This is a genomic window from Nonomuraea sp. NPDC003707 (assembly GCF_053587055.1).
In genome coordinates, this window is record NZ_JBSFNK010000041.1 from 82,564 (window position 1) to 107,266 (window position 24,703).

Below are 24,703 nucleotides of genomic sequence, written 5' to 3' on the forward strand. Positions count from 1 at the left end.
TGATGCCCGAATCCTTCGTCGTCTCCGGCGTGCGGACGCCGATAGGCCGCTACGGCGGCGCGCTCGCCCACGTCCGGCCCGACGATCTGGCCGCCCTCGTCGTGGGCGAGGCCGTCGCCCGCGCCGGGATCGCCCCGGACCTCGTGGACGAGGTGGTGCTCGGCGCGGCCAACCAGGCCGGCGAGGACAACCGGAACGTCGCCCGGATGGCCCTCCTGCTGGCGGGCCTGCCCGACTCGGTGCCCGGGTTCACCGTCAACCGGCTCTGCGCCTCGGGGCTGACCGCGGTGGCGACCGCGCGTGCCCTGATCGCCGCCGGGGACGCGGACGTGGTGGTCGCGGGCGGGGTGGAGTCGATGACCCGGGCTCCGTGGGTGACCGAGAAGCCGGCCAAGGCGTTCGCGAAGCCGGGGCCGTCGTTCGACACCTCGATCGGCTGGCGGTTCACCAACCCCCGCTTCGACGCCGCGACCACCGCCTCCATGCCGCAGACGGCCGAGACGGTCGCGCGGCGCTGGGGGCTGACCCGTGCGGAGCTGGACGCGTACGCGCTGCGCTCCCACGAACGGGCGGTCACGGCGATCAAGGAGGGCCGGTTCACCGGCGAGATCGTCCCGGTTCCCACGGGTGCGGGCGTCGTCGACACCGACGAGGGGCCGCGGCCGGACACGAGCCTGGAGCGGCTGGCGCGGCTGCGCCCGGTCAACGGCCCCGACGGGGTCGTCACCGCGGGCAACTCCAGCTCGCTGAACGACGGCGCCGCGGCCGTCGTCGTGGTCAGCGACCGCTTCCTCGAACGGCACGGCCTGACGCCCCGCGCGCGGTTGGTGGCGGCGGCGAACGCCGGGGTGGCGCCGGAGATCATGGGCGTCGGCCCGGTCCCGGCGACCCGCAAGGCGCTCGAACGCGCGGGCTGGGCCGTCGGCGACCTGGACGCCGTGGAGCTGAACGAGGCGTTCGCGTCCCAGTCGCTCGCCTGCGTCCGGGATCTCGGGCTCGACCTCGGCCGCGTCAACGCCGACGGCGGCGCGATCGCCCTCGGGCACCCGCTGGGCGCGTCCGGCGCCCGGATCCTCGTCACCCTGCTCGGCCGGCTCGAACGCTCCGGAGGCCGGCGCGGCCTGGCGACCATGTGCGTCGGCGTCGGCCAGGGCAGCGCTCTCCTGGTGGAGCGCCCATGACCAGCCTGATCGTCGAGGAAGGCGAGAACCGGGTGGTGTGGCGGCTCAACCGCCCCGAGGTCCGCAACGCGATCGACCGCGAGCTGGTCGCCAGGCTCCACGAGGCGTGCGCCGCCGTCGAGGAGGAGCCGCGCGTCGTCCTGCTCACCGGCGAGGGTACGACGTTCGCGGCCGGGGCGGACATCGCCCAGCTGCGCGAACGCGACCTGTACGACGCGCTGCGCGGCATCAACTCCAAGCTCTTCGACCGGATCCACCGGCTGCCGATGCCGACCGTGGCCCTGCTCGACGGGTACGCCCTGGGCGGCGGGGCCGAGCTGGCCTACGCCTGCGACTTCCGGATCGGCACCCCGAACACGCGGATCGGCAACCCGGAGACGGGCCTCGGCATCCTGGCGGCGGCCGGGGCGGCCTGGCGGCTGGCCGAGCTGATCGGGGAGCCGCTGGCCAAGGAGATCCTGCTCGCGGGCCGGGTGCTCACGGCCGAGGAGGCGCACGCCGTACGGCTGCTCAACGAGGTCGTGGAGCCGGAGGAGCTGCTGGCGGCCGGGCAGCGGCTGGCCGACCGGATCACCGCGCGGGCGCCGCTGGCGACCCGGCTGACCAAGGCGGTCTTCCACGCCCCTCGGGGCGCGCACCCGTTCGTGGACGACGTGGCTCAGGCGGTCCTGTTCGAGACGGAGGAGAAGCACATGCGCATGACGGCATTCCTGGAGCGGCGCTCATGAGCCTGCCACGGACGGTCGGCGTCTTCGGCGGCGGGCGGATGGGGTCCGGGATCGCGCAGGCGTTCCTGACCTCGGGCAGCCACGTGATCGTCGTCGAGGACGGACCGGAGGCGGCCGAGCGGGCCAGGGGGCGGGTGCGCGACGGCCTGGCCAAGGGAAACGCGGACCCGGACGCCCTCGCGCGGCTGCGGACGACTTCGGACCCCGGCGAGCTGGGCCCGTGCGAGCTCGTCGTCGAGGCGGTCCCGGAGGACGCGGCGCTCAAGACCCAGGTGTTCGCCCTGGTCGAGAAGGTGGCGCCGGGCGCGGTGCTGGCCTCGAACACCAGCAGCCTGTCGATCGGCGCGCTGGCCGCCGGCCTGGCCGCGCCGGAGCGCTTCCTCGGGCTGCACTTCTTCAACCCCGTCCCGGTGAGCGCGCTCATCGAGATCGTCACCGGGCCGCGTACCGATCCGGCGCTCGTGGCGCTGGCCCAGGAGTGGGCGGCCGGGCTGGGCAAGACGCCGATCACGGTTGCGGACTCGCCGGGGTTCGCCAGCAGCCGGCTGGGCGTCTGCCTGGCGCTCGAGGCGATGCGGATGCTGGAGGAGGGCGTCGCGAGCGCGGCCGACATCGACACGGCGATGACCCTCGGCTACCGGCACCCGATGGGGCCCCTGCGGACCACCGACGTGGTGGGGCTGGACGTGCGGCTCGCGATCGCCGAGCACCTGGCGCACGAGCTGGGGCCCCGGTTCGTGCCGCCGCAGATCCTGCGCGACCTGGTCGCGGACGGGCATCTCGGCCGTAAGACGGGCCAGGGCTTCTACACCTGGTGAGACCCCCCGGCCCCGTGCCGGGCCAGGCCGTCGAAGGCGATGGCGGTGATGGCGTCGGCGACCATCGCCCGGTCGTAGGCGCCGTCGGGCCGGTACCACTCGACCAGCGAGTTCACCATGCCGAACAGCAGCCGGCTGACCAGCGTCGCCGGCACGTCGTCGCGGAGCGCGCCTTCCGCGACGGCGTCGGTGACGAGCGCGGCCAGGCGGTCGTCGAGCCAGCGACGCCGCTCCAGCGCCGCCAGCTCGACCTCGCTGTTGCCGCGCACCCGCAGCAGGAGCGTGACCGAGGGCTGGTGCGCCACCAGCACCTCGACGCTGCGGCGTAGCACCTCGCGCAGCCGTCCGTACGCGCTCGTCCCGGCCTGGTCCCTGGAGGCCTCGGTCACGACGGCGGTCAGCTCGTCGAGCGCGTCGTCCAGGGCCTGGCCGAGCAGTTGCTCCTTGCTGGTGACGTGGTGGTAGATGGCCGGCTTGGTCAGGCCCAGCTCCTTGGCCAGGTCGCCCATGCTGGTGGCGTCGTACCCCTTGCGGTTGAACAGCTCCACCGCGGCGCGCAGGACCGCGGCCTGGTCATGGCCGGGACGGCCACGCCCGCGGCGCGGGGCCGGTTCGGCAGGCTGAGTCGTCACGAATGCAGCATCTCACGACGGATCAGACGCCCCTCCACGCGCGGCGGGTGGGGTCCAGGTCATCGCGCTCAGCGTGCCGTCACACGGCCGAGGTGCCCAATGCGAGGAGAACTCACGTCGTGGGCATTTTAGCCGCGGCCCGCCAAAAAGCGATTGATTTGAAAATTCTTCAAAGCATTCGGATTTACGTTTACAACGTCGCGATCCAGTCGTTAATCTGCTGAATGCGAAAGGGAATCAGCGCCAATGAAAGACTTGAACGCGATGAACCACCCGGTTGTCACAGCAGATGTCGACCAGCTGCGCGATTTGCTGGTGCAGCATTTCCCGCCTTACTATCTCGAAATCGGCAAGCCGCACCCGCGCGGCGCTCGATACCAGCTTCTCCACAAGGGAAAGATCGCTCTGCACACCGCGACATACGGGGCGGAGATTCGCGTCGGAACGTCGGAGTCGTTCAACTTCTATGCGGTCATGATGCCGTTGCGGGGAACCGGCGGGGTGACGCTCAACGGGCAGGACGTCACCGCGCCGATCTCCCTCATCGGCCCCAAGCAGAAAATCGACATGCGTTGGAGCCTCGACCACGAGGTGTTGATGATGCAAGTTCCGTTGGCGGCCATGGAAGAGGCGCTCGAGGCCTATCTTGGCGATCCTCCCAAGGAGCGGCTGCGGTTCGAGCCTGGGGTGGACGCCACCGGCGCGCTCGGCCACGCGCTCAGAATGGTGTCATCGGGCGGCACGCTGCTCTTCGCGGCTTCGAAACTGGCCGAGCATCACTTCGAGCAGTTTCTGCTGCACACCTTGCTCGCCTCCCAGCCGCACAACTACTCGGACGCACTCTGCGAGTCCGCTGCCCCCTGGACCCCCGCCGCTCTCCGGCGTGCCATCCGCTACTGCGAAGACCACGCCGGCGAGGCGATCTGCCTCGGCGACATCGCCGCCGCGGCCAGAGTCAGCGTCCGTACCCTCCAGCTCGGCTTCCGTGAACATCTGCAGACCACCCCGATGGCCTATCTCCGTTCCGTACGGTTGGCTCACGTACACGCCGATCTCGTCCGCATCGCGGACACGGGCAGCCAGACGACCGTCACGGAGGTGGCCCTGCGATGGGGATTCACCCATCTCGGCCGCTTCGCGGCCCTGTACAGGCAGACCTACGGCCGGCTTCCGTCCAGCACCCGGCAAGGACACCGATGAGGCCGTCGGCGCCTACCCCAGCGCCTCGGTCTCGGGCCGGCCCCGGCGGCGGAAGTCGGCCAGCACGTCCGACCAGGGGATGACCGCGTTGTCCTTGGCCCATTGTTCCCAGACCGCTGCGAGCTCCGCGACGAGCGACGGCTCCCGCGGGGCGAGGTCCTCGCTCTCGGCGCGGTCGGCCTCGATGTCGTACAGCTCCCAGGGGCCGCCCCACTCGCGTACGAGCTTCCAGCGCCCCCGTCGTACGGCGGCATTGCCGATGTGTTCCCAGCACAACGTCCGGGGTTCGTCGGCGGCGGGAAGGTCGTCGCCCCGCCACACGGGCAACAGGCTGTGGCCCGCCGTGTCCGCGTGGCCGTACGCCGCCTCCACGATGGTGGAGGTCAGGTCGACCAGGTGACCGGGGCGCCGTTCGACCCGGTCGGCGGGCAGGGCGCTCGGCCACGACACGATGAAGGGGGAGGCGACACCGCCCTCGTGGACCCAGCGCTTGTAGAGGCGGAAGGGTGTGTTGGACAGGTTCGCCCAGCCTCGGCCGTAGCTGATGTAGCCCTGCTCGGGACCGGGCATGATCCGGGGGGTGTTGCCCACCTCGACCGGTTCGCCGAACCGGGTGTGCCGGGGGCAGATCTCCTCGCCGAAGTACGGCTGTCCGGGACGGTGCGGCAGTTCCTCGGCGCACCCGCCGTTGTCGGAGAGGAACATCACGATCGTGTTCTCGCGGGTCCCTGACCGTTCGAGCTGGTCGAGGACCTGACCGATGCCGCGGTCCATCACCTCGACCTGGGCGGCGTACGTGGCCATCCGCTCCACCTGCCAGGCGTGGTCGTCGACGTCGGCCCACGGTGGAACCTCCTCGTCCCGCGGGGGCAGTTCCGCGACGCCGGCGACGCCGAGGTCGGCCTGGCGCCGGAAGCGTTCCGCGCGGAGCGTGTCCCAGCCGGCCCGGTAGCGCTCGCGGTATTTCGCGATGTCGGGCTCGCGGGCGTGCAACGGCCAATGGGGAGCCGTGTACGCCAGGTAGAGGAAGAACGGCGTGTCACCGGCCGAGGCGCGGGCGACGAAGTCGCGGGCGTGCTCGCTGAGGTCGTCGGTGATGTAGTAGTCCGGATCCGCGTGTGCCTCGGGCACCCTCGCTTCGCCCGACATGAGCGGCGGCTGGTAGTAGCTGCTGCACCCGGGCAGGATGCCGTAGAACTCGTCGAATCCGCGGCGTGTGGGCCACGTGTCGTTGGGTGTCGTGGTGTCGGACGACAGGTGCCATTTGCCGACCAGCGCGGTTCGGTAACCCTGGTCTTTCAGCCTCTGCGCGAGGGTCGGGACGCTCTGGTCCAGGGAGCCCCGGTAGCCGGCCGGCCTGTTGTCGCGCGTCAGGACGCCGATTCCCACGGAGTGGGGGTGCCGGCCGGTCAGCAGGGCCGCGCGGGAGGGGCTGCAGCGCGGCGTGACGTAGAACGACGTCATCCGGACGCCGCTGCGGGCGAGGCGGTCGAGGTTCGGAGTGTCGATCTCCCCACCGAAGCTGCCGAGGTCGGAATAGCCGAGGTCGTCGGCGAGGATCACGATCACGTTGGGGGCGGGCATGCGGGCCTTTCCGTTTCCGTCGGAGGGGTGTGATGTGCCGGTTGTGCTCACGTATCCGATGTCTCGCCGGCCGGCCCGCCCGGGTTCGTGTTCGGCCGGGTCAGTGAGCGCAGCAGGTCGGCGAACTGGCGGACCGCCTCCGCCCGGCTCACCGCGTCGGGGTCCAGCAGCCATTGGATGCGCAGCCCGTCGGCGAGCGCGATGAGCCATCGCGCGACCGTCTCCGTGGTCAACCCCGGAGGCAGGTTGCGCTCGTCGATCACCTCGGTGAGCCACCCCTGCATGTTGATCACGATGGCCCGGTACCGCTCGACCCACCATTCGTGGGACGGGTGCTCAAGGCTCAGCCCCTCCGCCGACAGCAGGGCGAAGAGCTGGACGAGCACGGGGTTGCGCTCGTTGTCCTCGAGGGTGCGGAGGAACACCTCCATCCGGTCCTCCCCCTCGGCCAGCCGGCGCCGCTCGTCCTCCCGGTTCCTGCCCTCGCGGTCCTGCAGCACGGCCATCAGGAGCGAGGCCTTGTTGGGGAAGTGATGCAGCAGACCGGCCTGGGAGATGTCGGCCTTGTCGGCGACTTCCCGCAGGCTCACGGCATTGAAGCCGTTGGCGGAGAACACGGTGACGGCCGTGTCGAGGATCTCGCGGCGGCGTTGATCGCCGTGCGGGCGCGTGACGACCTTTCTGCGTCGCCTCTTCGGCGCCGCGGCGCCGTCCTGAGTCCCTCCGTGTGGTGCGGAGCCCCCGTCATCCATCGCTCTTCTCCCGTACGTCGTGGTTGGCTGTCTGGCTGGACGCGGTCGAACTCCCCCGCCGGCAGAGCAGCGTGGCCACGAGGTCATCGTCGAGGCAGGCCAGCAGCTCACGCACCGTCGCCGGTTCCGAACCGGCCAGGTCCGTGGTCTCGTACGGATCGGACTCCAGGTCGAACAGGGCCGGCGCGGGCAGGTCGGCGCTCACCACGAGCTTGCGCGTCCTGGTGGAGACCGCACGCCAGCGTCGCAGGGCCACCCACCGGTTGTCCCCGTAGTGACGCTGGGCGAGCTCGATCTCGCGGGCGGACCGGTCGAGCCCGGACACGACATGGTCGCGGTGCTCGGGCGTCTCCCCTCGCACGACGGGCAGCAGCGACCGCGCGGTCATCCACTGCGCGGGCGCCAGCCCTGCGACGTCGAGGAACGTCGCGGCCAGGTCCTCCAGCGAGACCAGGGCGTCGCTGGTGAGGCCAGGGTGCCTGACGACCGGTCCGGCGATGATCATCGGGATGCGGATGCTCGGGTCCAGGGCGACCTGCTTGCCCCAGATGCCCTGGTCACCGAGCATCTCGCCATGGTCGCTGGTGTAGACGACCACCGTGTTCTCCAGTTCGCCCCGTTCCGCGATCAGGTCGAGCAGCCCGCCGACGTGACCGTCGATGTTCTCGATCATGGCCGCGTAGCGGCGCCGCACCTCCTGGTGGCGGGGATCGGCCGGATCCTGGCCGGCCGGAACCTGGAACTCGACGTCCCGCCACCTGTCGATCAGCCCTGGCGGCACGTCCATCGGATCGTGCGGGCCGGCGAAGTTCACCACCACGTGCCAGGGCCGCCCCTGAGGGCAGCTCGACAGGACGTCGCGGGCGTTGCGCGCGATCCAGTTGTCCAGGTAGGCGTCCTCCGGCAGCGGGCTGGGCTCGACGTCGAAGTAGGGCTCGTGCCGTCTGCGTTCGAAGTCCCGCAGGTGCAGGTCCGCGACCCCGCGTCCGTACAGATGGTTCATGTACGGCCCTTTGGGTCCGGTACGCCCCGACCAGAGCGAGTCGAATTTGCCCTCGTTGTCGATGCCACCGTCCAGACCCCACTCGCGCAGGCACCGCGAGCCGTCGAGATTCCAGTCGAACGTCGCCTTGTGCAGGTCGAACTTCCCGACGCCCGCCACGTGGTACCCGGCCTCGTCCCGGAGCGTCCGGAAATAGGTACGCGTCTCCGGCGGCAGGTCGTGGAAGTTGCTCGGCACCGGGCCGGAGTCGTAGTCCAGACCGGTGGCCAGGCAGGCCCGCGCCGGTGCGCACAGCGGCGCGGGAGTCACGGCGCGGCGGAACGTCATGCCGCGCTCGGCCAGTCTCCGCAGGTGGGGCGTGCGTACCGGCAGGTCGCCCGTTCCCTCGATCCAGTCGTAGCGGTGCTGGTCCGCCACGATCAGGAGCACGTTCGGTTGTTTCGGCATCACACCTACTTGAGAGTTCGACGGGTGGGGGGCTAGGTCCAGCAGGCATGGCGATCGTTCCTCGCGTTCTCGTCGTTCCCCAGGCGCGACGAGCACCTCGCGGAATGTAACGGGACCATACCTAACTAACCGAGTACTCGGTAGGTTAGCGCGACAAAAAAAATTAGGGGCCATACCTCCGGTGGCACCCGAGTCGCAGGATCCGGTGGACCGCCGAGCGAGGCGCGTGGACGGCCGGAGGCCGAATGGCGGTGGATGCTGTGGGCCGGTCGGCAACAGCGTGCCGGCCGGCACCGGTCAAGGTCGGCCTCGGACCGCCGCTATCGGTGTGTGGCGGCGGTGTGAACGGTCAGCGCAGGGAGCGGAAGAACTCGCGCACGTCGCCGACGAACGGGCCGGGCTGTTCCAGGGCCAGGAAGTGTCCGCCGCGCTCGAATTCGGTCCAATGCACGATGGTGTGATCGCGTTCCGCGAATCGACGGATGGCGACGTCCTGGGTGAGGGAGACCGCCACGCCGGTGGGCACGGTCCCGGGGTCGCGCGGCGCCCAGGCCGAGGGGTCGTGGTGGGCCTCGTAGTAGAGGTGGGCCGAAGAGGCGCCGGTCTGCGTGAACCAGTAGATGCTGACGTCGGTGAGGAGGGCGTCGCGGCCGACGGCGTCTTCGGGCAGGTCCGCGGCGCTGTCGGTCCATTCCTTGAACTTCTCGGCGATCCAGGCGAGCTGGCCGGCCGGGGAGTCGTTCAGGCCGTGCCCCAGGGTCTGCGGACGGGTGCCTTGAATCTTGTCGTAGCCGCTCTGTTCCTGCTGCCAGTGCTCCAGGCGCGCCAGCCGCTCCTGTTCGGACGTGGTCAGGCCGTCCATCTCACCGTCGGCCCCGATCGGGAAGGTGACCAGAGCGTTGACGTGCACGCCGAGGACGCGCTCGGCATCTTGGCGGCCCATTTCCGGAGCGACGAAGGCGCCGACGTCGCCGCCCTGCACGCCGTAGCGGGAGTAGCCGAGCCGGTTCATCAGCTCGGTGAAAGCGCCGGCGATGCGGCCGTGCGTCCAGCCCGCCTCGCGCAGCGGAACGGAGAAGCCGAACCCGGGCAGAGAGGGGATCACCAGGTGGAAGGCGTCGGCAGGGTCGCCGCCGTAAGAGCGCGGGTCGGTCAGGGGGCCGACGACGTCCAGGAACTCGGCGATCGAGCCGGGCCAGCCGTGGACGAGCATCAGCGGGGTGGCGTCGGCCTCGGGAGAGCGAATGTGCGCGAAATGGATGGTCTGCCCGTCGATGTCGGTGGTGAACTGGGGCAGGTCGTTCAGCCTGGCCTCGTGCTTGCGCCAGTCGTAGCCGTCGGCCCAGTAGGCGGCGAGCTGCTGCAGGTAGCCGGTCGGGACGCCGCGGCTCCAGCCTTGGCCGCCGATCTCGCCGCTCCAGCGGGTACGGGCGAGCCGGTCTCGTAAGTCATCCAGCTCGTCCTGCGGGATGTCAATGCGGAACGGGTTGATCATCGAACTGTTCCTTCCAGCAACGGAATACTTATATGAAAAAGGCGGTGGACCGTTGTTTGCGGTTCACCGCCATTCCCGGGGAACGGGCTCATGCCTCCGACTGGCCCCTCTGCCTGGGGTCGAGCAGCCGCCGTGCGCACCGGCGCGCTGGTTTCATCAAGAAAGTACGCGACTCCCGCGCTTGCCCCGGAGAAATGCGCGCGGTGCCGCCTGAATTCATGGAGTGGGGGTTTCTCCCGTGATGCGGACGCTGTCGCTCTCGTCACCCACGACCGTCCTCGGGACAGCGCCGTTACCCGACTCCGGACCGGCGGCCACGGCCGGCGATGCGGCGACCACGACGCCTCCCACCCCCATGGCAAATGTCGCGGCCAAGACAAGCAGGACACGATTCACGTTCAGTTTCCTTTCGCAGGGCCGGAGATGCCGATGCTTTCTGGCCATGCGAGCCTATGAGCGTTGCACGAGCTCCCACTATCCACATAGCGCTCATGCCGATTCGTTCACCGGATAGGCACCGGCGGCTGCTCCTACCGTTGCCGGGTCACCAGGTGACGGGGAGCTCGAAGACGCCGTAGACCAGCCCGTTGTGCTTGAACGGCACCCGGTCCAGCTCGGTGGCCAGTTTCAAGGTCGGAATGCGCCGGTAGAGGGTGCCGTAGACCACCTGCAGTTCCATGCGGGCCAGCGGCTGGCCGAGGCACTGGTGGACCCCGAAGCCGAAGGCCACGTGGCGGCGCGCGTCGCGCCGGATGTCCAGCTCGTCGGGGTCGGGGAACGCCTCGGGATCGCGGTTGCCCATCTCGTTGACCATGATCAGTCCTTCACCGGCGCGCACGGTCTGCCCGGCGACCTCGAAGTCCTCCGTCGCGACGCGCAGCCGCCCGTTGTGGACGATGTTCAGGTAGCGCAGCAGCTCTTCCACGGTGGAGGCGACGAGCTTCGGGTCGTCGCCGTCGCGCAGCAGGGCCAGCTGGCCGGGGTGCTGCAGCAGCGTGAGAGTGCCCAGGGCGATCATGTTGGCGGTGGTCTCGTGGCCGGCGATCAGCATCAGCGCGCCCATCCGGGCGGCCTCGTCCTGGGCCAGCTCGCCGGCCTTGACCCGTTCGGCCAGCCCGGACAGCAGGTCGTCGCCGGGGTTGGCGAGCTTCTCGCCGACCAGGCCGTCCAGGTACGCGTGCAGCGCCTGGTGGCCCGCCTGCCGCTCCTCGGGGGTCGAGGTCCGGTTGATGATGGTCTTGCTGGTGTCCTGGAAGAAGTCGTGGTCGGCGTACGGGACTCCGAGCAGCTCGCAGATCACCAGCGACGGCACCGGCAGGGCGAACGCCTCCACCAGGTCCACCGGCTTCGGGCCGGCCAGCAGATCATCGATGAGGTCGTCCACGATCTTCTGCACGGACGGGCGCATGGCCTCGATGCGCTTGACGGCGAACGGCGCGGTGACCATCCGGCGCAGCCGGGCGTGCTCCGGGTCGTCCATCCCGATGAAGCTGCGCTTCACGCCACCGGCGGGCAGCGGCACCGTGGCGGGGTAGCCGGGGTTGCTGAGATCGGCGCTGACTCTGGGGTCCGCCAGCACGGCGCGCTGTTCGGCGTAGCCGGTGACCAGCCAGGGGGTGCTGCCGTCCCAGAGCCGGACCCTGGTCAGCGGGCCCTGCTCGCGCTGGGCGTACAGGCCCGGGGCCGGGTCGAACGGGCAGCGGGCCTCCCGCGACATCGGGAACTCCGGCACCTCGGCCAGGCTTTCGGTCGTCATAGGAGTCGGTCCTTTCCATGAATCTTTCGCTTACGGCAGGCCGGTCACGGGGGCCCGCCAGAGTCCGGCGATCGCGTCGATCAGGCTGGCGGCGAGGTCGTCCCAGCTCGGATGGAGGGTGGGAGTGCCCTCGGCGAGGGCGCGTTCCCGCTCGACGCACATCTGCGCGATCAGGTGACGTGCCATGACGGATCGTTCGTCACGCACGAAGGGCGGCAGGCCGGGCAGGCACCGGTGCAGGCCGCCCACGAGCATCCGCAGCGAGGCGGACGTGAGCGCCTCTTCCATCATGATCTGGTGGAGGGCGGGGTCGCTGGTCACCTGGACGCAGAACCGCGCGTACCAGGTGGGGCTGCCCAGGGCAGCCAGATGCCCGGTGAGCGGGCGCACCAGGCAGGCCACCCAGTCGCGCACGTCCGTCGAGCCGGCGGCGTCGGCGACCATGGTCACCCTCAGCTGCTCCATCTCGCCGGTGTGCTTGCGCGCGATGGCGCGTACCAGGTCGGCTTTGGCTCCGAAGTGGTAGCCCACGGCGGCGCTGTTGCCCTGACCCGCCGTCTCGCTGATTTGACGGTTGGACACCGCGTGGATCCCGCGTTCGGCGAACAACCGCTCCGCCGTGGCCAGGATCACGTCACGCGTCGCACTGCCGCGTTCCTGCCGCATCGCCTTGCCCACGACCGTTCCTCTGCTCGGCGGCCTGTCCGTGGCACATAGTGAATCACATGATTTAATCTAGTCAATCACGTGATTCACTATGTGATGCAGGACGACGGGGAGGCCCCGGCTTACGGGCGAGGCGTCACCGGGGCCTGCCACAGGCCGACGATCGCGTCGATCAGGCTGGAGGCGAGGTCGTCCCAGCTGGGCTGGAGGGTGGTGGCGCCCTCGGCGAGGGCGCGTTCCCGTTCGACGCACATGTGCACGATCACGTGACGCGCCATGGCCCAGCGCTCCTTCTGCACGGTGGCCGGCAGGTCGCTCAGGCACCGGTTCAGGCCGTCCACGAGCAGCCGCAGCGAGGGCGACGGCAGCGATTCCTCGACCGTGATCTGGTAGAGCGCCGGATCGGCCATCACCTGCGCGCGGAACCGGGCGTACCAGGTGGGGCTGCCCTGCGCTTCCAGATGCCGGGTGAACGGGCGCACCAAGCAGGCCACCCAGTCACGCACGTCCGTCGAGCCCGCGGCGTCGGCGACCATCCACACCCGCAGCTGCTCCATCTCGTCGGCGTGCCTGCGCGCGATGGCGCGTACCAGGTCGGCCTTCGTGCCGAAGTGGTAGCCCACCGCGGCGCTGTTGCCCTGACCCGCGGCCTCGCTGATCTGGCGGTTGGACACCGCGTGCACCCCGTGCTCGGCGAACAGCCGCTCCGCGGTGGCCAGGATCACCTCCCGCGTCGCGCTCCCCCGCTCGGGCCGCGCAGTCCCGCCCGCCATCACCCTCTCCTCCCTGTGGCCTTCACCGCATCGTAGGGAACCTCACATCCACCCAACTCAATCATATGATTTAATTAAATCAAGCGACTGACTTACCCATCTCGTGGCGGAAGGCTCCTCCAGCGCCGTCCCGGCGCCACCGATGACCCAACCCAAAGGCCGCCTGACCCATCCCCCTGAAGGAAGACGAAACCATGAAAGTCACCATTGACCAGGACAAGTGCTGCGGCGCCGGCACGTGCGTGCTCGTCGCACCGGACGTGTTCGACCAGCGAGACGACGACGGGATCGTGATCCTGCTCAACGAGCGGCCGCCCGCGGAGCTCCACCCCGTCGTCCGCGAGGCCGCCGACGTCTGCCCCGGAGCGGCGATCTTCGTGAGCGAGGACGCATGAGCACCCCCGGCCACGTGCTCGTGGCCGGCGCCTCCGCCGCCGGCCTGGCCACCGTGGAAGCCCTGCGCCGCAAGGGATACGAAGGCCGGGTGACCGTGCTGGGCGCCGAACCCCACCTGCCCTACGACCGGCCACCGCTGTCCAAGCAGATCCTGTCCGGCAGCTGGGAACCCGAGCGAGCCCAGCTGCGGCCCCCGGCCACGCTGTCCGCGTTGAACGCGGAGTTCGTGCCCGGCGACCCGGCGACCGGGCTGGACGTCTCCTCCCGTACCGTGCGCACGGCATCGGGACGCGTTCTGAGCGCGGACGCGGTGGTGGTCGCCACCGGACTGCGCCCCCGCACACTGCCGGACCAGGCCGGGCTGGCCGGCGTCCACGTGCTGCGCACCCTCGACGACGCGCTGGCGCTGCGGGCCGACCTGCTGTCCTGCACGCGCCTGGTGGTCGTCGGGGACGGCGTGCTCGGCGCCGAGATCGCCGCCACCGCGTGCGGCATGGGCGTGAACGTCACCCTGGCAGGCCCTCAACCGGCGCCGCTGGCCTGCCAGCTCGGCCAACCGGCCGCCGGGCTGCTCGCCGACCTGCACACCGAGCACGGGGTCGAGCTGCGGCTCGGCGCCGCCGTCAGCGGCCTGACCGAACGGCACGGCCACGTCACCGGGGTACGCCTGGAGACCGGCGACGTGCTGCCGGCCGACGTCGTCGTGGTCGCGTTCGGCGCCACCCCGGCCACGGACTGGCTCGCCGGCAGCGGGCTCGACCTGGACAACGGGCTGGTGTGCGACTCCCGCTGCCGCGCGGCGGAAGGCGTGTACGCGGTCGGCGACGTCGCCCGCTGGCACCACGAGACCCTGGGCAGGTCGCTCCGGCTGGAGAACCGGACCAACGCCACCGAACAGGCGATCGCCGTCGCCGGCAACCTCCTCGGCGACGACCGGCCCTACACCCCGATCCCCTACTTCTGGACCGACCAGTTCGACGCCAAGATCCACGTACACGGGATGCCGTCACCCGACGCCGAGGTGTCCATCGCGGAAGGCTCCGTGGCCGAACGCCGCTTCGTCGCCGTCTACCGCCACGACGGCCGGGCCACCGCCGTACTCGGCTGGAACATGCCCAAACAGGCGCGTCAGCACCGGCAGGAGCTCACCGCGACTTCCCTGCTCGCTGGATCGGCCTGACCGGCAGGCCGCGGTCACCTTGAGAGACCGGCGTGGCCGCGGCTTCCGACCCCGGCGCCTTTACATTGTAGATTCATGCCGGGTGAGCCAGGCGCGGATCTCGTCCATGAGCGGGACGGGCGCGTCGTGGTGGACCAGGTGACCGGCGGCGGCGATCAGCGAGAGCTCCGCGGCGGGGATCAGGCCCTGCAACCGCCGGCCGATCTCGGTGGGGATCCACGCGTCACAGGAGCCCCACAGGATCCGTACGGGGATGCTGATGCGGCCCAGCCGTTCCTCGTTCTCTTCGAGGAAGCGCTCGTCATAGTGGGCGATCTGCCGGTAGAAGGCGGGCTGGCCGTCCTCCCCCGTCCACGGCCGCACGAGGGCGTCGAGATCGTCCTCGCGCAGGCCGCGGTGGCTCGCGCCCTGAATGTAGGCGCGCACGATGGCGGTGTGGATGTACGCCGGCAGCTGTCCCAGGACGTCAGGATGGTCCTGCACGAACCTGAAGAAGGGTGAGCCGCTGGGCGGGATGGCCACGACGTCGACGAGCATGAGCGAGGCGTAGCCGACGCCCAGGATGAGGTGCGTGCGCAGCGACACCGCACCGCCGAAGTCGTGGGCGATCACGTGCGGCCGCTCCAGCCCCCAGTGCGCGAGCAGCGCCGCGAACGCATCGGCCTGCGCGCCGAAGTCCACGGGATGCTCGGCATGCTTGGACGAACGGCCGTATCCGGGCATGTCCCACAGGTAGACGGTGAAGTCGCGGCTCAGGGCCTCCGCGAACGGCTGCCACAACGCCGACGAGAACGGCGTGCCATGACAGAACACCACCGCCGGACCGGCGCCCGCGCGCCCCCAGGCGATCCGCCTCCCACACCACTCGAATCGCTCCGTCAACTCCATGACTACCCATGGTAGTCAGCGGTCGGGCGTGTAGCGCCTATCGATCGGGGCCCAGGTAGGCGAGGACCGCCGCCACCCTCCGGTGCACGTCCCCGCTGTTCTCCAGCCCCAGTTTCGTGAAGATGGCGTTGACGTTCTTCTCCACCGACGAGATCGACAGATGAAGCGCCCTGGCGATGGCCGAGTTCGAGCGGCCGCGCGCCATCTCCCGGAGCACGTCGCGTTCGCGGCCGGTCAGCGCCTCCTGCTGGCCGCGGACGTCGCGCCTGGCCAGCAGGCCCTCCACGACCTTCGGGTCGATGACGGAGCCGCCGCAGGCCACCGCCCTGATGGCCCCCAGCAGCTCGTCCAGGTCCCCGACCCGGTCCTTGAGCAGGTAGGCGTAGCCTTCGGTGCCGTGCTTGAACAGCTCGAACGCGAACAACGCGTCCGCGAACTGCGACAGCACCACGACCCCCACCCCCGGATGCGCGGTCCTGATGCGGTGGGCGGCGTCGATGCCCTCGAAGCCGGGCCGCCAGTCGCCGCCCGGCATCCGGATGTCGGTGACCACGACGTCGGGGCCGAGGCGGCGGACGGCGTCGAGGAGTTCGTCGGCGTTGCCGACCGCGCCGACGACCGTGATCTCGCCCGACATGTCGAGCAATTGGCGGGTTCCTTCGCGTACGAGGTAGTGGTCGTCGGCGACCACCGTACGGATCCGCTCACCCATCGACCGGCACCCACGCCTTCACCCGTGTCCCCTTTCCCGGCGAGCTGTCGAGGTCGAGCCCGCCGCCGAGCGCGTCCAGCCGGTCAGACAGCGTGGCCAGCCCCCTGCGGGCGGTGGCCCCCGGGTCGAAGCCCTTGCCGTCGTCGGCGACCGTGGCGCGCAGGCGGCCGCCCGCGTGCGACAGGCCCACCTCTATGGTGGCGGCACCCGCGTGTTTGAGCGCGTTGGCGAGGGCCTCGTTGACGGTGAAGTACATCGCGCCCTCGACCTCGTCCTTGAACCGCCTGGTTCGCAGTCCGGGGTCCGAGGCCACCGTCGTGTGCACAGGCAGGCGGGAGCAGCGTTCCTCCACCGCCTCCACCAGGCCGCCCTGGCTGAGGGCCGACGGGTGGATGCCGGCCGCCAGCTCGCGCAGGTCGGCGAGCGTCTGGCGGGCCTGTTCGCGCAGGTGGGCGAGCATGTCGGGGCTCGCGCCGGTGGAGCGGGCCAGCTCCAGACCGGCGATGAGCGCGACGAGCTGCTGCTGTACGCCGTCGTGGATGTTGCGTTCGATGCGCCGGCGTTCCGCCTCCTGGGCGTTGACCAGGCGGGTGGCCAGGCCGGCGCTCTGGATGGCCAGCCCGGCCGGCACGGCCAGCGCCTCCAGGAGCCGCCGGTCCACGCGCGTCAGCCCGCCGACGCCTCGGGGGCCGCACTCGATCCGGCCGAGCCCTCCGTGCACCGGCACCGTCAGCGTCGCCGGGCCCTCCTGCCGGCCGGCGACCACGCGGGTGCCGTCCGCCAGCGTCACGGCCGCCCAGGTGGCCTCCAACGCGGTGCGCACGGCCGCGGCCACCCGGCCGAGCTGCTCCGCGGGCTCGGGCGCGTCCTCCAGCGCGGTGCCGAGGTCGGACAGCACCTCGTCCACCGTCGGCCGTACGTCGAAGATCAGGTGCAGGCGGGAGCCCCGGATGCCGATCCCGATGTCGAGCAGCCGGTGGCGGACCACGGTGACCCCGATCGCGACGGGCAGCGCCCCCGTCATGGCCACCATCCCGAGCAGCGCGAGCATCGGCAGCCTCGTGAGGAACACCATCTGGGCGACGCCGCCCAGCAGGCTCACGGCCACGCCCCCGACCATCCAGGTGTACTGCCGCCGCTCGACCCGCGCGCTGCGCCGCCGGCGGAGCACGAGCCCGCAGAACCCGATCGCCGCCATGATCCACGTGGTGAGCTGGCCGGCGGCCGACATCAAGAGCCCGACCAGGGTGAGCGTCGACTCCAGGACCCGCGTCGGCTCGCGCGCGGCGCCGCCGCTCAGCGTGTTCCCCACGGCGTGCAGGGCGATCGCGATGCCGGAGATCCACGCGAACGCGCGCCAGCGGCGCGAGGGCAGCCGTCCTTCGGGGAAGAGCAGCGGGACGAAGATCCAGTTCAGGCCGTAGAAGACAGCGAGGACGGAGGAGAGCGGGGCGGACAGCCAGAGCGGCACCGCGCCCGTGATCGCCAACCCCGCGCCGGTCAGGCCGACGCCCAGGAAGAGCGCGCAGAGCAGGAGCAGCCAGCCGTACCGCAGCTCGGGACGCCGGGTGGCCAGCAACCAGCCCAGCGCGGGCATGAGCAGCGCCACCGCCATGAACACCCATTCGGTCACCGGGAGGGGGACGCCGCGGCTCGCCGTGATGCGGCTCGTGATGATCACGTTGGCCACGATGCCGGCGGCCGCGCCCGTCGCCAGTATCCCGGCCACCAGCCTCGAACCCATAAGCCCCCATCGTCGTGGGTGATCGGCGAGAGGGCTATGAGGTTATCCGCATATTTCGTACGGCCATCCCCACCAGCCAGAACGGTGGCTCCCATGGTGGCCCGCCGCGACCCCGCCGCGATTGCCTGAGCACCATGAGAAACAACAAGCCCGTCCGCTTTCTGACGGCGGCAGCCGTCGCGGCCACGATGACGGCGGTCTGCGTGGGCCGGACCGCGCCCGTGCAGGCAGCCGCCGTCGCCGCGCCCGAGATCCCCGACACGCCCGCGGGCCGGCAGTTGCGCTGGCTGCTCGACGCCGCCACGCGCCCGCCGATCCCGGAGAGCGAGCTGAGGCAGCACTTCGCCGCCGAGTTCCTCCAGAGCGTCCCCGCCGACCGGCTGAACCAGACCCTGACCGGCTTCAAGGGCATGCGGCTCCAGGAGCTCACCAGGTCGGAGAGCGCCCTGCTCGTCGCCACGGTCGAGGCCGCCGGCGTCCTGTTCGACCTGTCGCTCACGACGGACGGCGCCGGCCTCATCAGCGGACTGCTGTTCCGGCCGCAGGTCTCCCCCGCGCCCAAGGACTGGGCGGAGCTGGACCAGCGGCTGAGCAGGCTCGCGCCGCAGGCCGGCTTCATCGCCGCCGAGGTGGCCAAGGACGGGGCCTGCCGCCCCGTGCACTCCGTCGCCCCCGGCACGGCGCGCCCGCTCGGCTCCATGTTCAAGCTCTACGTGCTGGGGGCCGTGGCCGAACGCATCGCGAGCGGGGCGTTCGGGTGGGACACCCGGCTCACGATCACGCCGGAGCTGAAGAGCCTGGGGTCGGGCGAGCTGCAGAACCGCCCGGACAACAGCAAGGTGTCAGTGCTGGAGGCCGCCAAGCTGATGATCTCCATCAGCGACAACACCGCCGCCGACCTGCTCATCCACCGGGCCGGCCGCAAGAACGTCGAGCGTACCGCGCGGGCCTGGGGTGTCCGCGACCGGCGCGACACGCCCTGGCTCACCACGCGGGAGATGTTCGTGCTCAAGGGCGCCGGCTACCCGCGGCACGCCAAGAAGTACCTCTCGCTGGGAACGGCCGGGAAGCGGGCCTACCTGGACAAGGTGGTCGCCAAGGTGCCGCTGTCCCGCGTCGCCGGGTGGACCGCGCCGCGCGGGCTGGACACGATCGAGTGGTACGCCTCCCCCGCCCAGGTGTGCCAGGCCTTCGCCCGGCTGTCGAAGCTGCCCGACAAGCACGTCGGCGAGGCCCTGTCGATCGACGACGCGGGGCTCGCGCTGGACAGGGCCAAGTGGCCGTCGGTCTGGTTCAAGGGCGGGTCGGAGCCCGGGGTGAGCGATCTGGGATACCTCGCCAGGACGGCGGACGGGAGGTCGTTCGTGGTGACGACCCTGGCGATCGATCCGAAGACCCCGTTCGACCAGGCGCGGGCGCTCTCGGAGCAGCTGGGGCTGACCCGTGGCGCGTTCGCGCTGGTCAAGGGCTCCTGAAGGCCGCGATCACGAGGGCTCGTCGCGGAAGTCCTCGGCGTGGTCGCGGGCCCACTCGCCGTACGTGCGGGCGGGCCGGCCGGTGACCTTCTCGACCGTGTCCGTGGGGGGCAGGGGCCGGTCGACGGCGGCGGCCGACTCCTTGATCACCACGTCGGCGACCTGGGGCGTCGTCCAGGCGCTCAGCTCCGCGCGGTACTCCTCCAGATCCTGGACGACGAAGCGGACCGGACGGCCGACGGCCTCCCCGATCAGCTCGGCCTGGCGGCTGCGGCTGACCAGCTCCGGCCCGGTCAGCGGGTAGGTCGCACCTTCGTGTCCCGGCTCGGTCAGGGCGAGGGCGGCGACCGCCGCGATGTCCGCCTCGTGCACAGGGGCCGAGCGCGAGTCCGGGAACGGGTCGCGGACCACCCCCTCGGCCCGGACCGACGGCGCCCACTGGAGCGTGTTGGTGGCGAAGGCGCCCGGGCGCAGGAACGTCCAGGCGATTCCCGAGCGGGCCACGGCCTGCTCGGCGTCGCCGTGCATGCGGCCGATCGCGTCGGTCGAGGCGGGGTCGGCGAGCAGCGCGGACAGCAGGACGATGTGCTCCACCCCGGCGGTCGCGGCGCGGGTGACGAAGTCGTCCAGGCCGCGTCGCTCGGCGTACAGGAAGACCTTGGTGACGCCGGCGAGCGCGGCGTCGAACGTGCCCGGGTCGGCGAGGTCGCAGAGCACCGTTTCCACCCCGGCGGGCAGGCGGGCCGCGCCCGGGTTCCGGCCGGCCGCGCGGACGGGCTGTCCCGCGGCGAGAAGTCGCTGTACGAGGCCGCGCGCGACGTGCCCGCGCGCCCCGGTCACCAGAATCGTCATGTCACCAGGTTGGCCGCGCGGCCGGGACGGCGGGTAGGCCCCCGTGGGCCTGGGACTCGTGATACCAGGCCATGATGGAAGACGATGAACAAGGACGAGCTGGGCAGTTTTCTGCGGAGCAGGCGCGAGCGGGTCAGGCCGGAAGAGGCGGGGCTGGCGCCCGGCCGCCGGCGCCAGACGCCGGGCCTGCGCCGCGAGGAGGTCGCGCTGCTGGCCGGGATCTCGGTCGACTACTACATCCGGCTGGAGCAGGGCCGCGGGCCGCAGCCGTCCGCGCAGGTGCTCGCCGCGCTGAGCCGCACGCTGCGGCTGACCGGCGACGAGCACGACTACCTGCTGCGGATGGGCGGCCAGGCCCCGGTCCGGACCGGCTCCGCGCCGGAGGTTCCCGAGCACGCGCTGCGCCTGCTGGATCGCTTCGAGGAGTTTCCCGCCGTGATCGTCAACGTCTGCTGGGACCTGCTCGCCTGGAACCGGATGCTGGTCGCGCTCATCGGCGACCCGGCGGCCAGACCGCCCCGCCGGCGCAACACGCTGCGCTGGCTGTTCGGCGGCGCTCCCGCCCTGCTGAGTGATCACGCCGACCATGCCCGCCAGGCCGTCGCCGATCTGCGGGCCAGCGGCCGCTACCCGGACGATCCAAACGTACGGGAGATCGTGGACGAGCTGACGGCGGCCAGCCCGCTGTTCGCCGAGCTGTGGGCGGCGCAGGACATCGAAGTGCAGCGAACCGTGACGAAGCGAGCCATGCACCCGGTGGTGGGCGTGATGGAGCTCGATTGCGACGTCCTGCCCCTGCCCGGCGGGGAACATCGCATCGTCCTCTACACCGCCGCCCCGGGCTCGCCATCACACCGCGGGCTCCAGCGCCTGCGAGCACTCAGCGACGGTAGCTCGATGAGCCCGCTCCCGGAGGGACGGGAGCGGGCTCGGGTGCCGTGAGGCAGGTCAGCCGATCTGGCTCGGTTGCGGCCACTCCGTGCCGGCGGCGAAGTGGTCGTGCCACTTGATCGGCGCCGGCTGGAAACGGCCGGTCTCCGAGGTGGCCACGAACACGTCCGCGGCGTCGCCCCGCGTGAAGGCGATCACGTCGGCCTTGCCGTCGGCGTTGACGTCGCCGACGCCCGGGACCTGGTCGCCGCCCGCGAAGTTGTCGTGCCACTTCCAGGCGTTCTCCACGAACCTCCCGCCGTCGGACAGCGACACGAAGACGTCGGCCGCCGCGCCGCCGGTGAAGGTCGCGATGTCGTCGCGCCCGTCGCCGTTGAAGTCGCCGACGGCGGGCGTCTCGGAGCCGACGGCGAAGTTGCCGTGCCAGCGCCACCCGTCGTGCCGGAAGACGCTGCCGCTGGACAGCGCCACGAACACGTCGGCGGACGTGCCCCGGGTGAAGGCCGCGACGTCGTCCCGGCCGTCGCCGTCGAAGTCGCCCACGGCCGGGAGCTCGTCGCCGATCACGAAGCGGTCGTGCCACTTGCGCGACGCCCCGAACCCGGACCCGGTCGACAGGGCCACCCAGACGTCACCCGAGTCGCCCCGGGTGAAGGTCGCGATATCGTCGCGGCCGTCGCCGTCGAAGTCGCCCACGGCGGGGATCTCCGTGCCGGCGGCGAAGTAGTCGTGCCACTTCCAGCCGTTCTGGACGAGTTTCGTGCCGTCCGACAGCGACACGAAGACGTCGGCGGCGCTCCCCCGGGTGAACGTCGCCGCGTCGTCGCGGCCGTCGCCGTCGAAGTCACCCGTCAGGGCGATCTCCTGGCCGACGGCGAACGAGTCATGCCACTTCCACCCGTCCTGCACGAACCTCGTCCCGTCGGAGAGCGAGGCGTACACGTCGCCGGTGCTCCCCCGGGTGAAGGTCAGCACGTCGTCCCGCCCGTCCTTGTCGAGGTCGGTGCGGGTGGGCGTGCCGGTGCGGCCGGAGACGACCGGCCCGGCGGAGGCCGTACGGCCTGACAGGTCCACCGCCTCCACCCGGTAGTACCAGGTCGCGCCGGCGGCCAGCGGGCCGTGGGTGAAGCCGGGCGCGCGGGTGGTGCCGAGCAGCGTGTTCTGCGCGGACGGCGAGGTGGAGCCGTACACGCGGTATTCGCGGATGCCGAGGTCGTCGTCCGGCTCGCGCCACGTGAGGTGCAGCGCGTGCCTGTCGCCGCCGACCAGGGACGGCCCCTCACTCCCCGAGGGCGCCCGGTCGTCGGCGTGCTGCGCGGGGACGAGGCTGTCGGCGGCGTACCGGGCGGCGGTCCACGGAGGCGCGCCGGCCGTGGGTCGCAGCTCGACCCTGATGGAGGACTTGCCCGCGGTGGCGCTCACCGGCAGCGCGAACGCGTCCGCCAGCCAGCGCTGGGTGCCGTTGCCGAGCGGCTGCCGCCACTCGCCGACGTCCACCCCGTCCACCAGGACCCGGGCCGCCTGGCCGGCGGCAGCCTGGTCGGAGGTGCGCCGCAGCAGCACGCCCGCGTTGCCGGCGTCCACGCCGAGCTGGAACGACACGGGGCTCGACGTGGACCGCGTCACCCCGCGCACGGTCTGGTGGTCCTCGTCCCCCTCGTACACCGAGGCGAGCGTGGCCTGGGTGGCGGCCCCGCTCTCCCGGTAGTCGTGCGCGGCCCTGCCGGCCGCGTCGCCGACGTCGAGGACGCTCGTGCGGTGCGTGCCGAAGGTGGGCTGCGTGTAGAGGAACGCGGTGGAGCCGTACGTGGCGGGCTTGTCGTTCTGCGGGCCGTGCTCGATGCCGAACCTGAGCGCGGAGGAGAACTCCACGCCGTCGGAGAGCATGAGCCGGTACGCGGCGTCGCATTCGTACGGGCAGCCGCCGCCGGCCTTCTCGTGCGCCGGGTTGCCGGCCAGCGGATCGTTGAACTCACCGCGGTTGAAGTACCAGCCGGACTCGTAGAAGTCCTCGGTCCCGGAGCCGTGGAGCTGCGGCGTCAGTGCGCCGTCCACGTAGGCGCGCTCGTCGCCCTCCAGGTACTCCCGCGTGAGACCTTCGGAGATGAGCCCGGTCATGGTGTGCGAGACGCCGACGAACTTGCCCCGTCCCGTGCGGTCGGAGAACAGCCAGTCGGAGTCACGGACGGCCGAGCCGCGCCGCGACTCGGTGGTGAAGTAGCCGGCCTGGCCGCCCGGCGTGAGCGCGTCCGCCCAGGAGGCGTCGGCCGCGGAGGTGACCTGCACCTCCAGGTCGTCCAGCGTGCGCCCGGCGCCGTTGACCAGGCTCACCCTGGCCTCGGACCGGTACGGCATCGGCCACCACGTCGTGTACCAGCCGCCGCCCGCGGTGTCCACGGCGAACAGCAGCGACTTGACCGGGTGCTCGCCCAGTCCGGCGCCGAAGAACTCGCCGACCGGAGAGTCGACGGTGGTCCGGCCGTCGAAGTCGAGCCGCAGCCGCAGCCCGGCCAGGGTGTCGTCGGTGTCCGACGCGTCCGGGACCCGCACCCGCAGCGCGGAGATCGCGCCGGAGCCGGTCACCCGGGCGAACTCGCGCTGCTGCCCCGCCGTCAGGCTCGCCTTCTGGGTGACGGTCTGCGCGCCGGGCCGGGCCGGCTTGGGGTCGCGGGTGCCGGACGCCTTCAGCAGGTTGACGACGTCGGAGGCGTTCTCTGCGGGGTCGAACCGCCGCACGCCTTCCGCGTCGGGGAAGTGGCGGTAGGTGACGTGGTAGAAGAGCGGGTTGTGCTGCGTGTACACCCGCATGGACTGGCGGTACGGCATCGGCACCTTGATGTAGACGCCGCCCGAGCTCTGGTCGGCGTTGGCCACCAGCGGGAAGACGAACGGCCCGCCGACCTGCCCGTTGACCAGGCTCTGCAGCGGCGCGCTGACCACCACGGCGCCGTCGAGCTCGATGGTGATCGTGCCGGTGGCCGACACGTCGCCGCCGTCCCTGGTGAACCAGATCGAGGAGATCTCGCCGGCGCCCGTGTCCTCGGCGATCACGCACTGGCTTCCCGAGGTGCGCAGGCAGGAGTACACGCCGCCGAACCCGTCCTGGAAGTTGGCGCCGGCCCGGTCGAAGCTGGAGAACTGCCGGGTCTGGGTACCGGGACTCAGGTACGGGAGCCGGTCGAGGCGCCGGAAGACGTCCCAGCCGATCGGCCCTTTGTCGGCCCCCGCCGCCGCGACAGCGGGCTGCGCTGTCACGGCGACGGGGGCGGCCACGAGAAGCAGGCTCGTCGCCAGCGCGGCGAGCAGCTTCCGCATCATCCGCGTGCCTTTCACAGGGTGGTCTCGCCGTTGAGGCCGAAGAAGTCGTGCCACTTGACCCCGGCGCCGAAGGCCGAAGTGCCGTTCGACAGGCCGACGAAGACGTCGTTCGTGGAACCCTTGGTGAAGGTGACGATGTCGTCCTTGCCATCGCCGTCGAAATCACCGGTGTAGGGGAACTCGCCGTTCGGAGCGAACCAGTCGTTCCACTT

The 24,703-nt window shown here is 71.2% G+C and carries 22 protein-coding genes; 8 read left to right on the top strand and 14 right to left on the bottom strand.

Annotated features, from left to right (window positions below):
- Positions 1-2 precede the first annotated feature (2 nt).
- From ACWDRB_RS56650 to ACWDRB_RS56660, 3 genes are read left to right on the top strand one after another with little or no spacing between them, the layout of a single operon-like run.
- Positions 3-1,181 carry a thiolase family protein gene (locus tag ACWDRB_RS56650; protein WP_449909306.1) on the top strand — a complete coding sequence of 393 codons (1,179 nt, stop codon included), beginning with the start codon at positions 3-5 and terminating at the stop codon, positions 1,179-1,181.
- Positions 1,178-1,909, top strand: coding sequence for an enoyl-CoA hydratase/isomerase family protein (locus tag ACWDRB_RS56655; RefSeq protein ID WP_449909309.1), 732 nt, complete (start codon positions 1,178-1,180; stop codon positions 1,907-1,909). The genes ACWDRB_RS56650 and ACWDRB_RS56655 overlap by 4 nt, the downstream gene beginning before the upstream one ends.
- Positions 1,906-2,727: a 3-hydroxyacyl-CoA dehydrogenase family protein gene (locus ACWDRB_RS56660; RefSeq protein ID WP_449909312.1), complete on the top strand. Its 822-nt coding sequence runs from the start codon at positions 1,906-1,908 to the stop codon at positions 2,725-2,727. Before ACWDRB_RS56655 ends, ACWDRB_RS56660 begins: the two co-directional genes overlap by 4 nt.
- Here the strand turns inward: ACWDRB_RS56660 and ACWDRB_RS56665 are convergent.
- On the bottom strand, positions 2,715-3,359 hold the full coding sequence (locus ACWDRB_RS56665) for a TetR/AcrR family transcriptional regulator (protein WP_449909314.1): 645 nt from the start codon (positions 3,357-3,359) through the stop codon (positions 2,715-2,717). The genes ACWDRB_RS56660 and ACWDRB_RS56665 overlap by 13 nt on opposite strands.
- Positions 3,360-3,605: 246 nt before the next feature.
- Here ACWDRB_RS56665 and ACWDRB_RS56670 point away from each other — a divergent pair, with 246 nt between their 5' ends.
- Positions 3,606-4,559 (top strand): AraC family transcriptional regulator, encoded by a 954-nt coding sequence (locus tag ACWDRB_RS56670; RefSeq protein WP_449909317.1) that lies wholly within the window; start codon positions 3,606-3,608, stop codon positions 4,557-4,559.
- A 12-nt stretch (positions 4,560-4,571) separates the two neighbouring features.
- Here ACWDRB_RS56670 and ACWDRB_RS56675 read toward each other — a convergent pair whose 3' ends face one another.
- The 7 genes from ACWDRB_RS56675 to ACWDRB_RS56705 form a co-directional block, all read right to left on the bottom strand.
- A complete protein-coding gene (locus ACWDRB_RS56675; RefSeq protein WP_449909320.1) occupies positions 4,572-6,143 on the bottom strand; it encodes an arylsulfatase in 1,572 nt (523 codons plus the stop codon).
- Between the two features lie 47 nt (positions 6,144-6,190).
- Entirely contained in the window at positions 6,191-6,895 is a 705-nt protein-coding gene (locus ACWDRB_RS56680; RefSeq protein ID WP_449909323.1) for a TetR/AcrR family transcriptional regulator, read from the bottom strand.
- Complete coding sequence (locus ACWDRB_RS56685) at positions 6,888-8,345, bottom strand: sulfatase family protein (protein WP_449909326.1); 1,458 nt, start codon at positions 8,343-8,345, stop codon at positions 6,888-6,890. The genes ACWDRB_RS56680 and ACWDRB_RS56685 overlap by 8 nt, the downstream gene beginning before the upstream one ends.
- A 349-nt stretch (positions 8,346-8,694) precedes the next feature.
- Complete coding sequence (locus ACWDRB_RS56690) at positions 8,695-9,840, bottom strand: epoxide hydrolase family protein (protein WP_449909329.1); 1,146 nt, start codon at positions 9,838-9,840, stop codon at positions 8,695-8,697.
- Positions 9,841-10,384: 544 nt separating this feature from the next.
- Entirely contained in the window at positions 10,385-11,596 is a 1,212-nt protein-coding gene (locus ACWDRB_RS56695; RefSeq protein WP_449909332.1) for a cytochrome P450, read from the bottom strand.
- 30 nt (positions 11,597-11,626) lie between these two features.
- Positions 11,627-12,262, bottom strand: coding sequence for a TetR/AcrR family transcriptional regulator (locus ACWDRB_RS56700; RefSeq protein WP_449909365.1), 636 nt, complete (start codon positions 12,260-12,262; stop codon positions 11,627-11,629).
- Positions 12,263-12,384: 122 nt separating this feature from the next.
- The gene (locus ACWDRB_RS56705; protein ID WP_397367745.1) at positions 12,385-13,035 is read right to left on the bottom strand and encodes a TetR/AcrR family transcriptional regulator; all 651 of its coding nucleotides are present in this window, start codon (positions 13,033-13,035) and stop codon (positions 12,385-12,387) included.
- Between the two features lie 194 nt (positions 13,036-13,229).
- Between ACWDRB_RS56705 and ACWDRB_RS56710 the strand changes: the two genes are divergently transcribed.
- Together ACWDRB_RS56710 and ACWDRB_RS56715 are read left to right on the top strand one after the other, a co-directional pair.
- Positions 13,230-13,430 (top strand): ferredoxin, encoded by a 201-nt coding sequence (locus ACWDRB_RS56710; protein ID WP_350741946.1) that lies wholly within the window; start codon positions 13,230-13,232, stop codon positions 13,428-13,430.
- Positions 13,427-14,611, top strand: a complete 1,185-nt coding sequence (locus ACWDRB_RS56715; RefSeq protein WP_449909336.1) for an NAD(P)/FAD-dependent oxidoreductase — start codon at positions 13,427-13,429, stop codon at positions 14,609-14,611. Before ACWDRB_RS56710 ends, ACWDRB_RS56715 begins: the two co-directional genes overlap by 4 nt.
- Before the next feature lie 60 nt (positions 14,612-14,671).
- Here ACWDRB_RS56715 and ACWDRB_RS56720 read toward each other — a convergent pair whose 3' ends face one another.
- From ACWDRB_RS56720 to ACWDRB_RS56730, 3 genes are read right to left on the bottom strand one after another with little or no spacing between them, the layout of a single operon-like run.
- Complete coding sequence (locus ACWDRB_RS56720; protein ID WP_449909339.1) at positions 14,672-15,499, bottom strand: alpha/beta fold hydrolase; 828 nt, start codon at positions 15,497-15,499, stop codon at positions 14,672-14,674.
- 37 nt (positions 15,500-15,536) lie between these two features.
- Positions 15,537-16,211: a response regulator transcription factor gene (locus ACWDRB_RS56725; protein WP_363968002.1), complete on the bottom strand. Its 675-nt coding sequence runs from the start codon at positions 16,209-16,211 to the stop codon at positions 15,537-15,539.
- Positions 16,204-17,955, bottom strand: coding sequence for a sensor histidine kinase (locus ACWDRB_RS56730; protein WP_449909342.1), 1,752 nt, complete (start codon positions 17,953-17,955; stop codon positions 16,204-16,206). Before ACWDRB_RS56730 ends, ACWDRB_RS56725 begins: the two co-directional genes overlap by 8 nt.
- A gap of 134 nt (positions 17,956-18,089) precedes the next feature.
- Here ACWDRB_RS56730 and ACWDRB_RS56735 point away from each other — a divergent pair, with 134 nt between their 5' ends.
- Positions 18,090-19,430, top strand: coding sequence for a serine hydrolase (locus ACWDRB_RS56735; RefSeq protein WP_449909345.1), 1,341 nt, complete (start codon positions 18,090-18,092; stop codon positions 19,428-19,430).
- Between the two features lie 9 nt (positions 19,431-19,439).
- Here the strand turns inward: ACWDRB_RS56735 and ACWDRB_RS56740 are convergent, their stop codons facing one another.
- Positions 19,440-20,282, bottom strand: a complete 843-nt coding sequence (locus tag ACWDRB_RS56740) for an NAD(P)H-binding protein (protein WP_449909348.1) — start codon at positions 20,280-20,282, stop codon at positions 19,440-19,442.
- 84 nt (positions 20,283-20,366) lie between these two features.
- On the opposite strand from ACWDRB_RS56740, the gene ACWDRB_RS56745 reads away from it, so the two are divergent.
- Positions 20,367-21,224, top strand: a complete 858-nt coding sequence (locus ACWDRB_RS56745; protein WP_449909351.1) for a helix-turn-helix transcriptional regulator — start codon at positions 20,367-20,369, stop codon at positions 21,222-21,224.
- Between the two features lie 6 nt (positions 21,225-21,230).
- On the opposite strand, the gene ACWDRB_RS56750 is transcribed toward ACWDRB_RS56745, so the two are convergent.
- Positions 21,231-24,491, bottom strand: coding sequence for a DUF2961 domain-containing protein (locus ACWDRB_RS56750; protein WP_449909354.1), 3,261 nt, complete (start codon positions 24,489-24,491; stop codon positions 21,231-21,233).
- Between the two features lie 11 nt (positions 24,492-24,502).
- Positions 24,503-24,703, bottom strand: a 201-nt coding sequence (locus ACWDRB_RS56755) for a hypothetical protein (RefSeq protein WP_449909357.1), incomplete at its 5' end; no start/stop codon positions are given.

Coding starts and splice junctions, on each gene's coding strand:
- ACWDRB_RS56750 (WP_449909354.1), bottom strand. CDS start 24,491: ATGATGCGGAAGCTGCTCGCCGCGCTGGCGACGAGCCTGCTTCTCGTG.
- ACWDRB_RS56695 (WP_449909332.1), bottom strand. CDS start 11,596: ATGACGACCGAAAGCCTGGCCGAGGTGCCGGAGTTCCCGATGTCGCGG.
- ACWDRB_RS56740 (WP_449909348.1), bottom strand. CDS start 20,282: ATGACGATTCTGGTGACCGGGGCGCGCGGGCACGTCGCGCGCGGCCTC.
- ACWDRB_RS56675 (WP_449909320.1), bottom strand. CDS start 6,143: ATGCCCGCCCCCAACGTGATCGTGATCCTCGCCGACGACCTCGGCTAT.
- ACWDRB_RS56745 (WP_449909351.1), top strand. CDS start 20,367: ATGAACAAGGACGAGCTGGGCAGTTTTCTGCGGAGCAGGCGCGAGCGG.
- ACWDRB_RS56715 (WP_449909336.1), top strand. CDS start 13,427: ATGAGCACCCCCGGCCACGTGCTCGTGGCCGGCGCCTCCGCCGCCGGC.
- ACWDRB_RS56705 (WP_397367745.1), bottom strand. CDS start 13,035: ATGGCGGGCGGGACTGCGCGGCCCGAGCGGGGGAGCGCGACGCGGGAG.
- ACWDRB_RS56680 (WP_449909323.1), bottom strand. CDS start 6,895: ATGGATGACGGGGGCTCCGCACCACACGGAGGGACTCAGGACGGCGCC.
- ACWDRB_RS56650 (WP_449909306.1), top strand. CDS start 3: ATGCCCGAATCCTTCGTCGTCTCCGGCGTGCGGACGCCGATAGGCCGC.
- ACWDRB_RS56660 (WP_449909312.1), top strand. CDS start 1,906: ATGAGCCTGCCACGGACGGTCGGCGTCTTCGGCGGCGGGCGGATGGGG.
- ACWDRB_RS56730 (WP_449909342.1), bottom strand. CDS start 17,955: ATGGGTTCGAGGCTGGTGGCCGGGATACTGGCGACGGGCGCGGCCGCC.
- ACWDRB_RS56710 (WP_350741946.1), top strand. CDS start 13,230: ATGAAAGTCACCATTGACCAGGACAAGTGCTGCGGCGCCGGCACGTGC.
- ACWDRB_RS56725 (WP_363968002.1), bottom strand. CDS start 16,211: ATGGGTGAGCGGATCCGTACGGTGGTCGCCGACGACCACTACCTCGTA.
- ACWDRB_RS56690 (WP_449909329.1), bottom strand. CDS start 9,840: ATGATCAACCCGTTCCGCATTGACATCCCGCAGGACGAGCTGGATGAC.
- ACWDRB_RS56700 (WP_449909365.1), bottom strand. CDS start 12,262: ATGCGGCAGGAACGCGGCAGTGCGACGCGTGACGTGATCCTGGCCACG.
- ACWDRB_RS56685 (WP_449909326.1), bottom strand. CDS start 8,345: ATGCCGAAACAACCGAACGTGCTCCTGATCGTGGCGGACCAGCACCGC.
- ACWDRB_RS56735 (WP_449909345.1), top strand. CDS start 18,090: ATGAGAAACAACAAGCCCGTCCGCTTTCTGACGGCGGCAGCCGTCGCG.
- ACWDRB_RS56655 (WP_449909309.1), top strand. CDS start 1,178: ATGACCAGCCTGATCGTCGAGGAAGGCGAGAACCGGGTGGTGTGGCGG.
- ACWDRB_RS56720 (WP_449909339.1), bottom strand. CDS start 15,499: ATGGAGTTGACGGAGCGATTCGAGTGGTGTGGGAGGCGGATCGCCTGG.
- ACWDRB_RS56670 (WP_449909317.1), top strand. CDS start 3,606: ATGAAAGACTTGAACGCGATGAACCACCCGGTTGTCACAGCAGATGTC.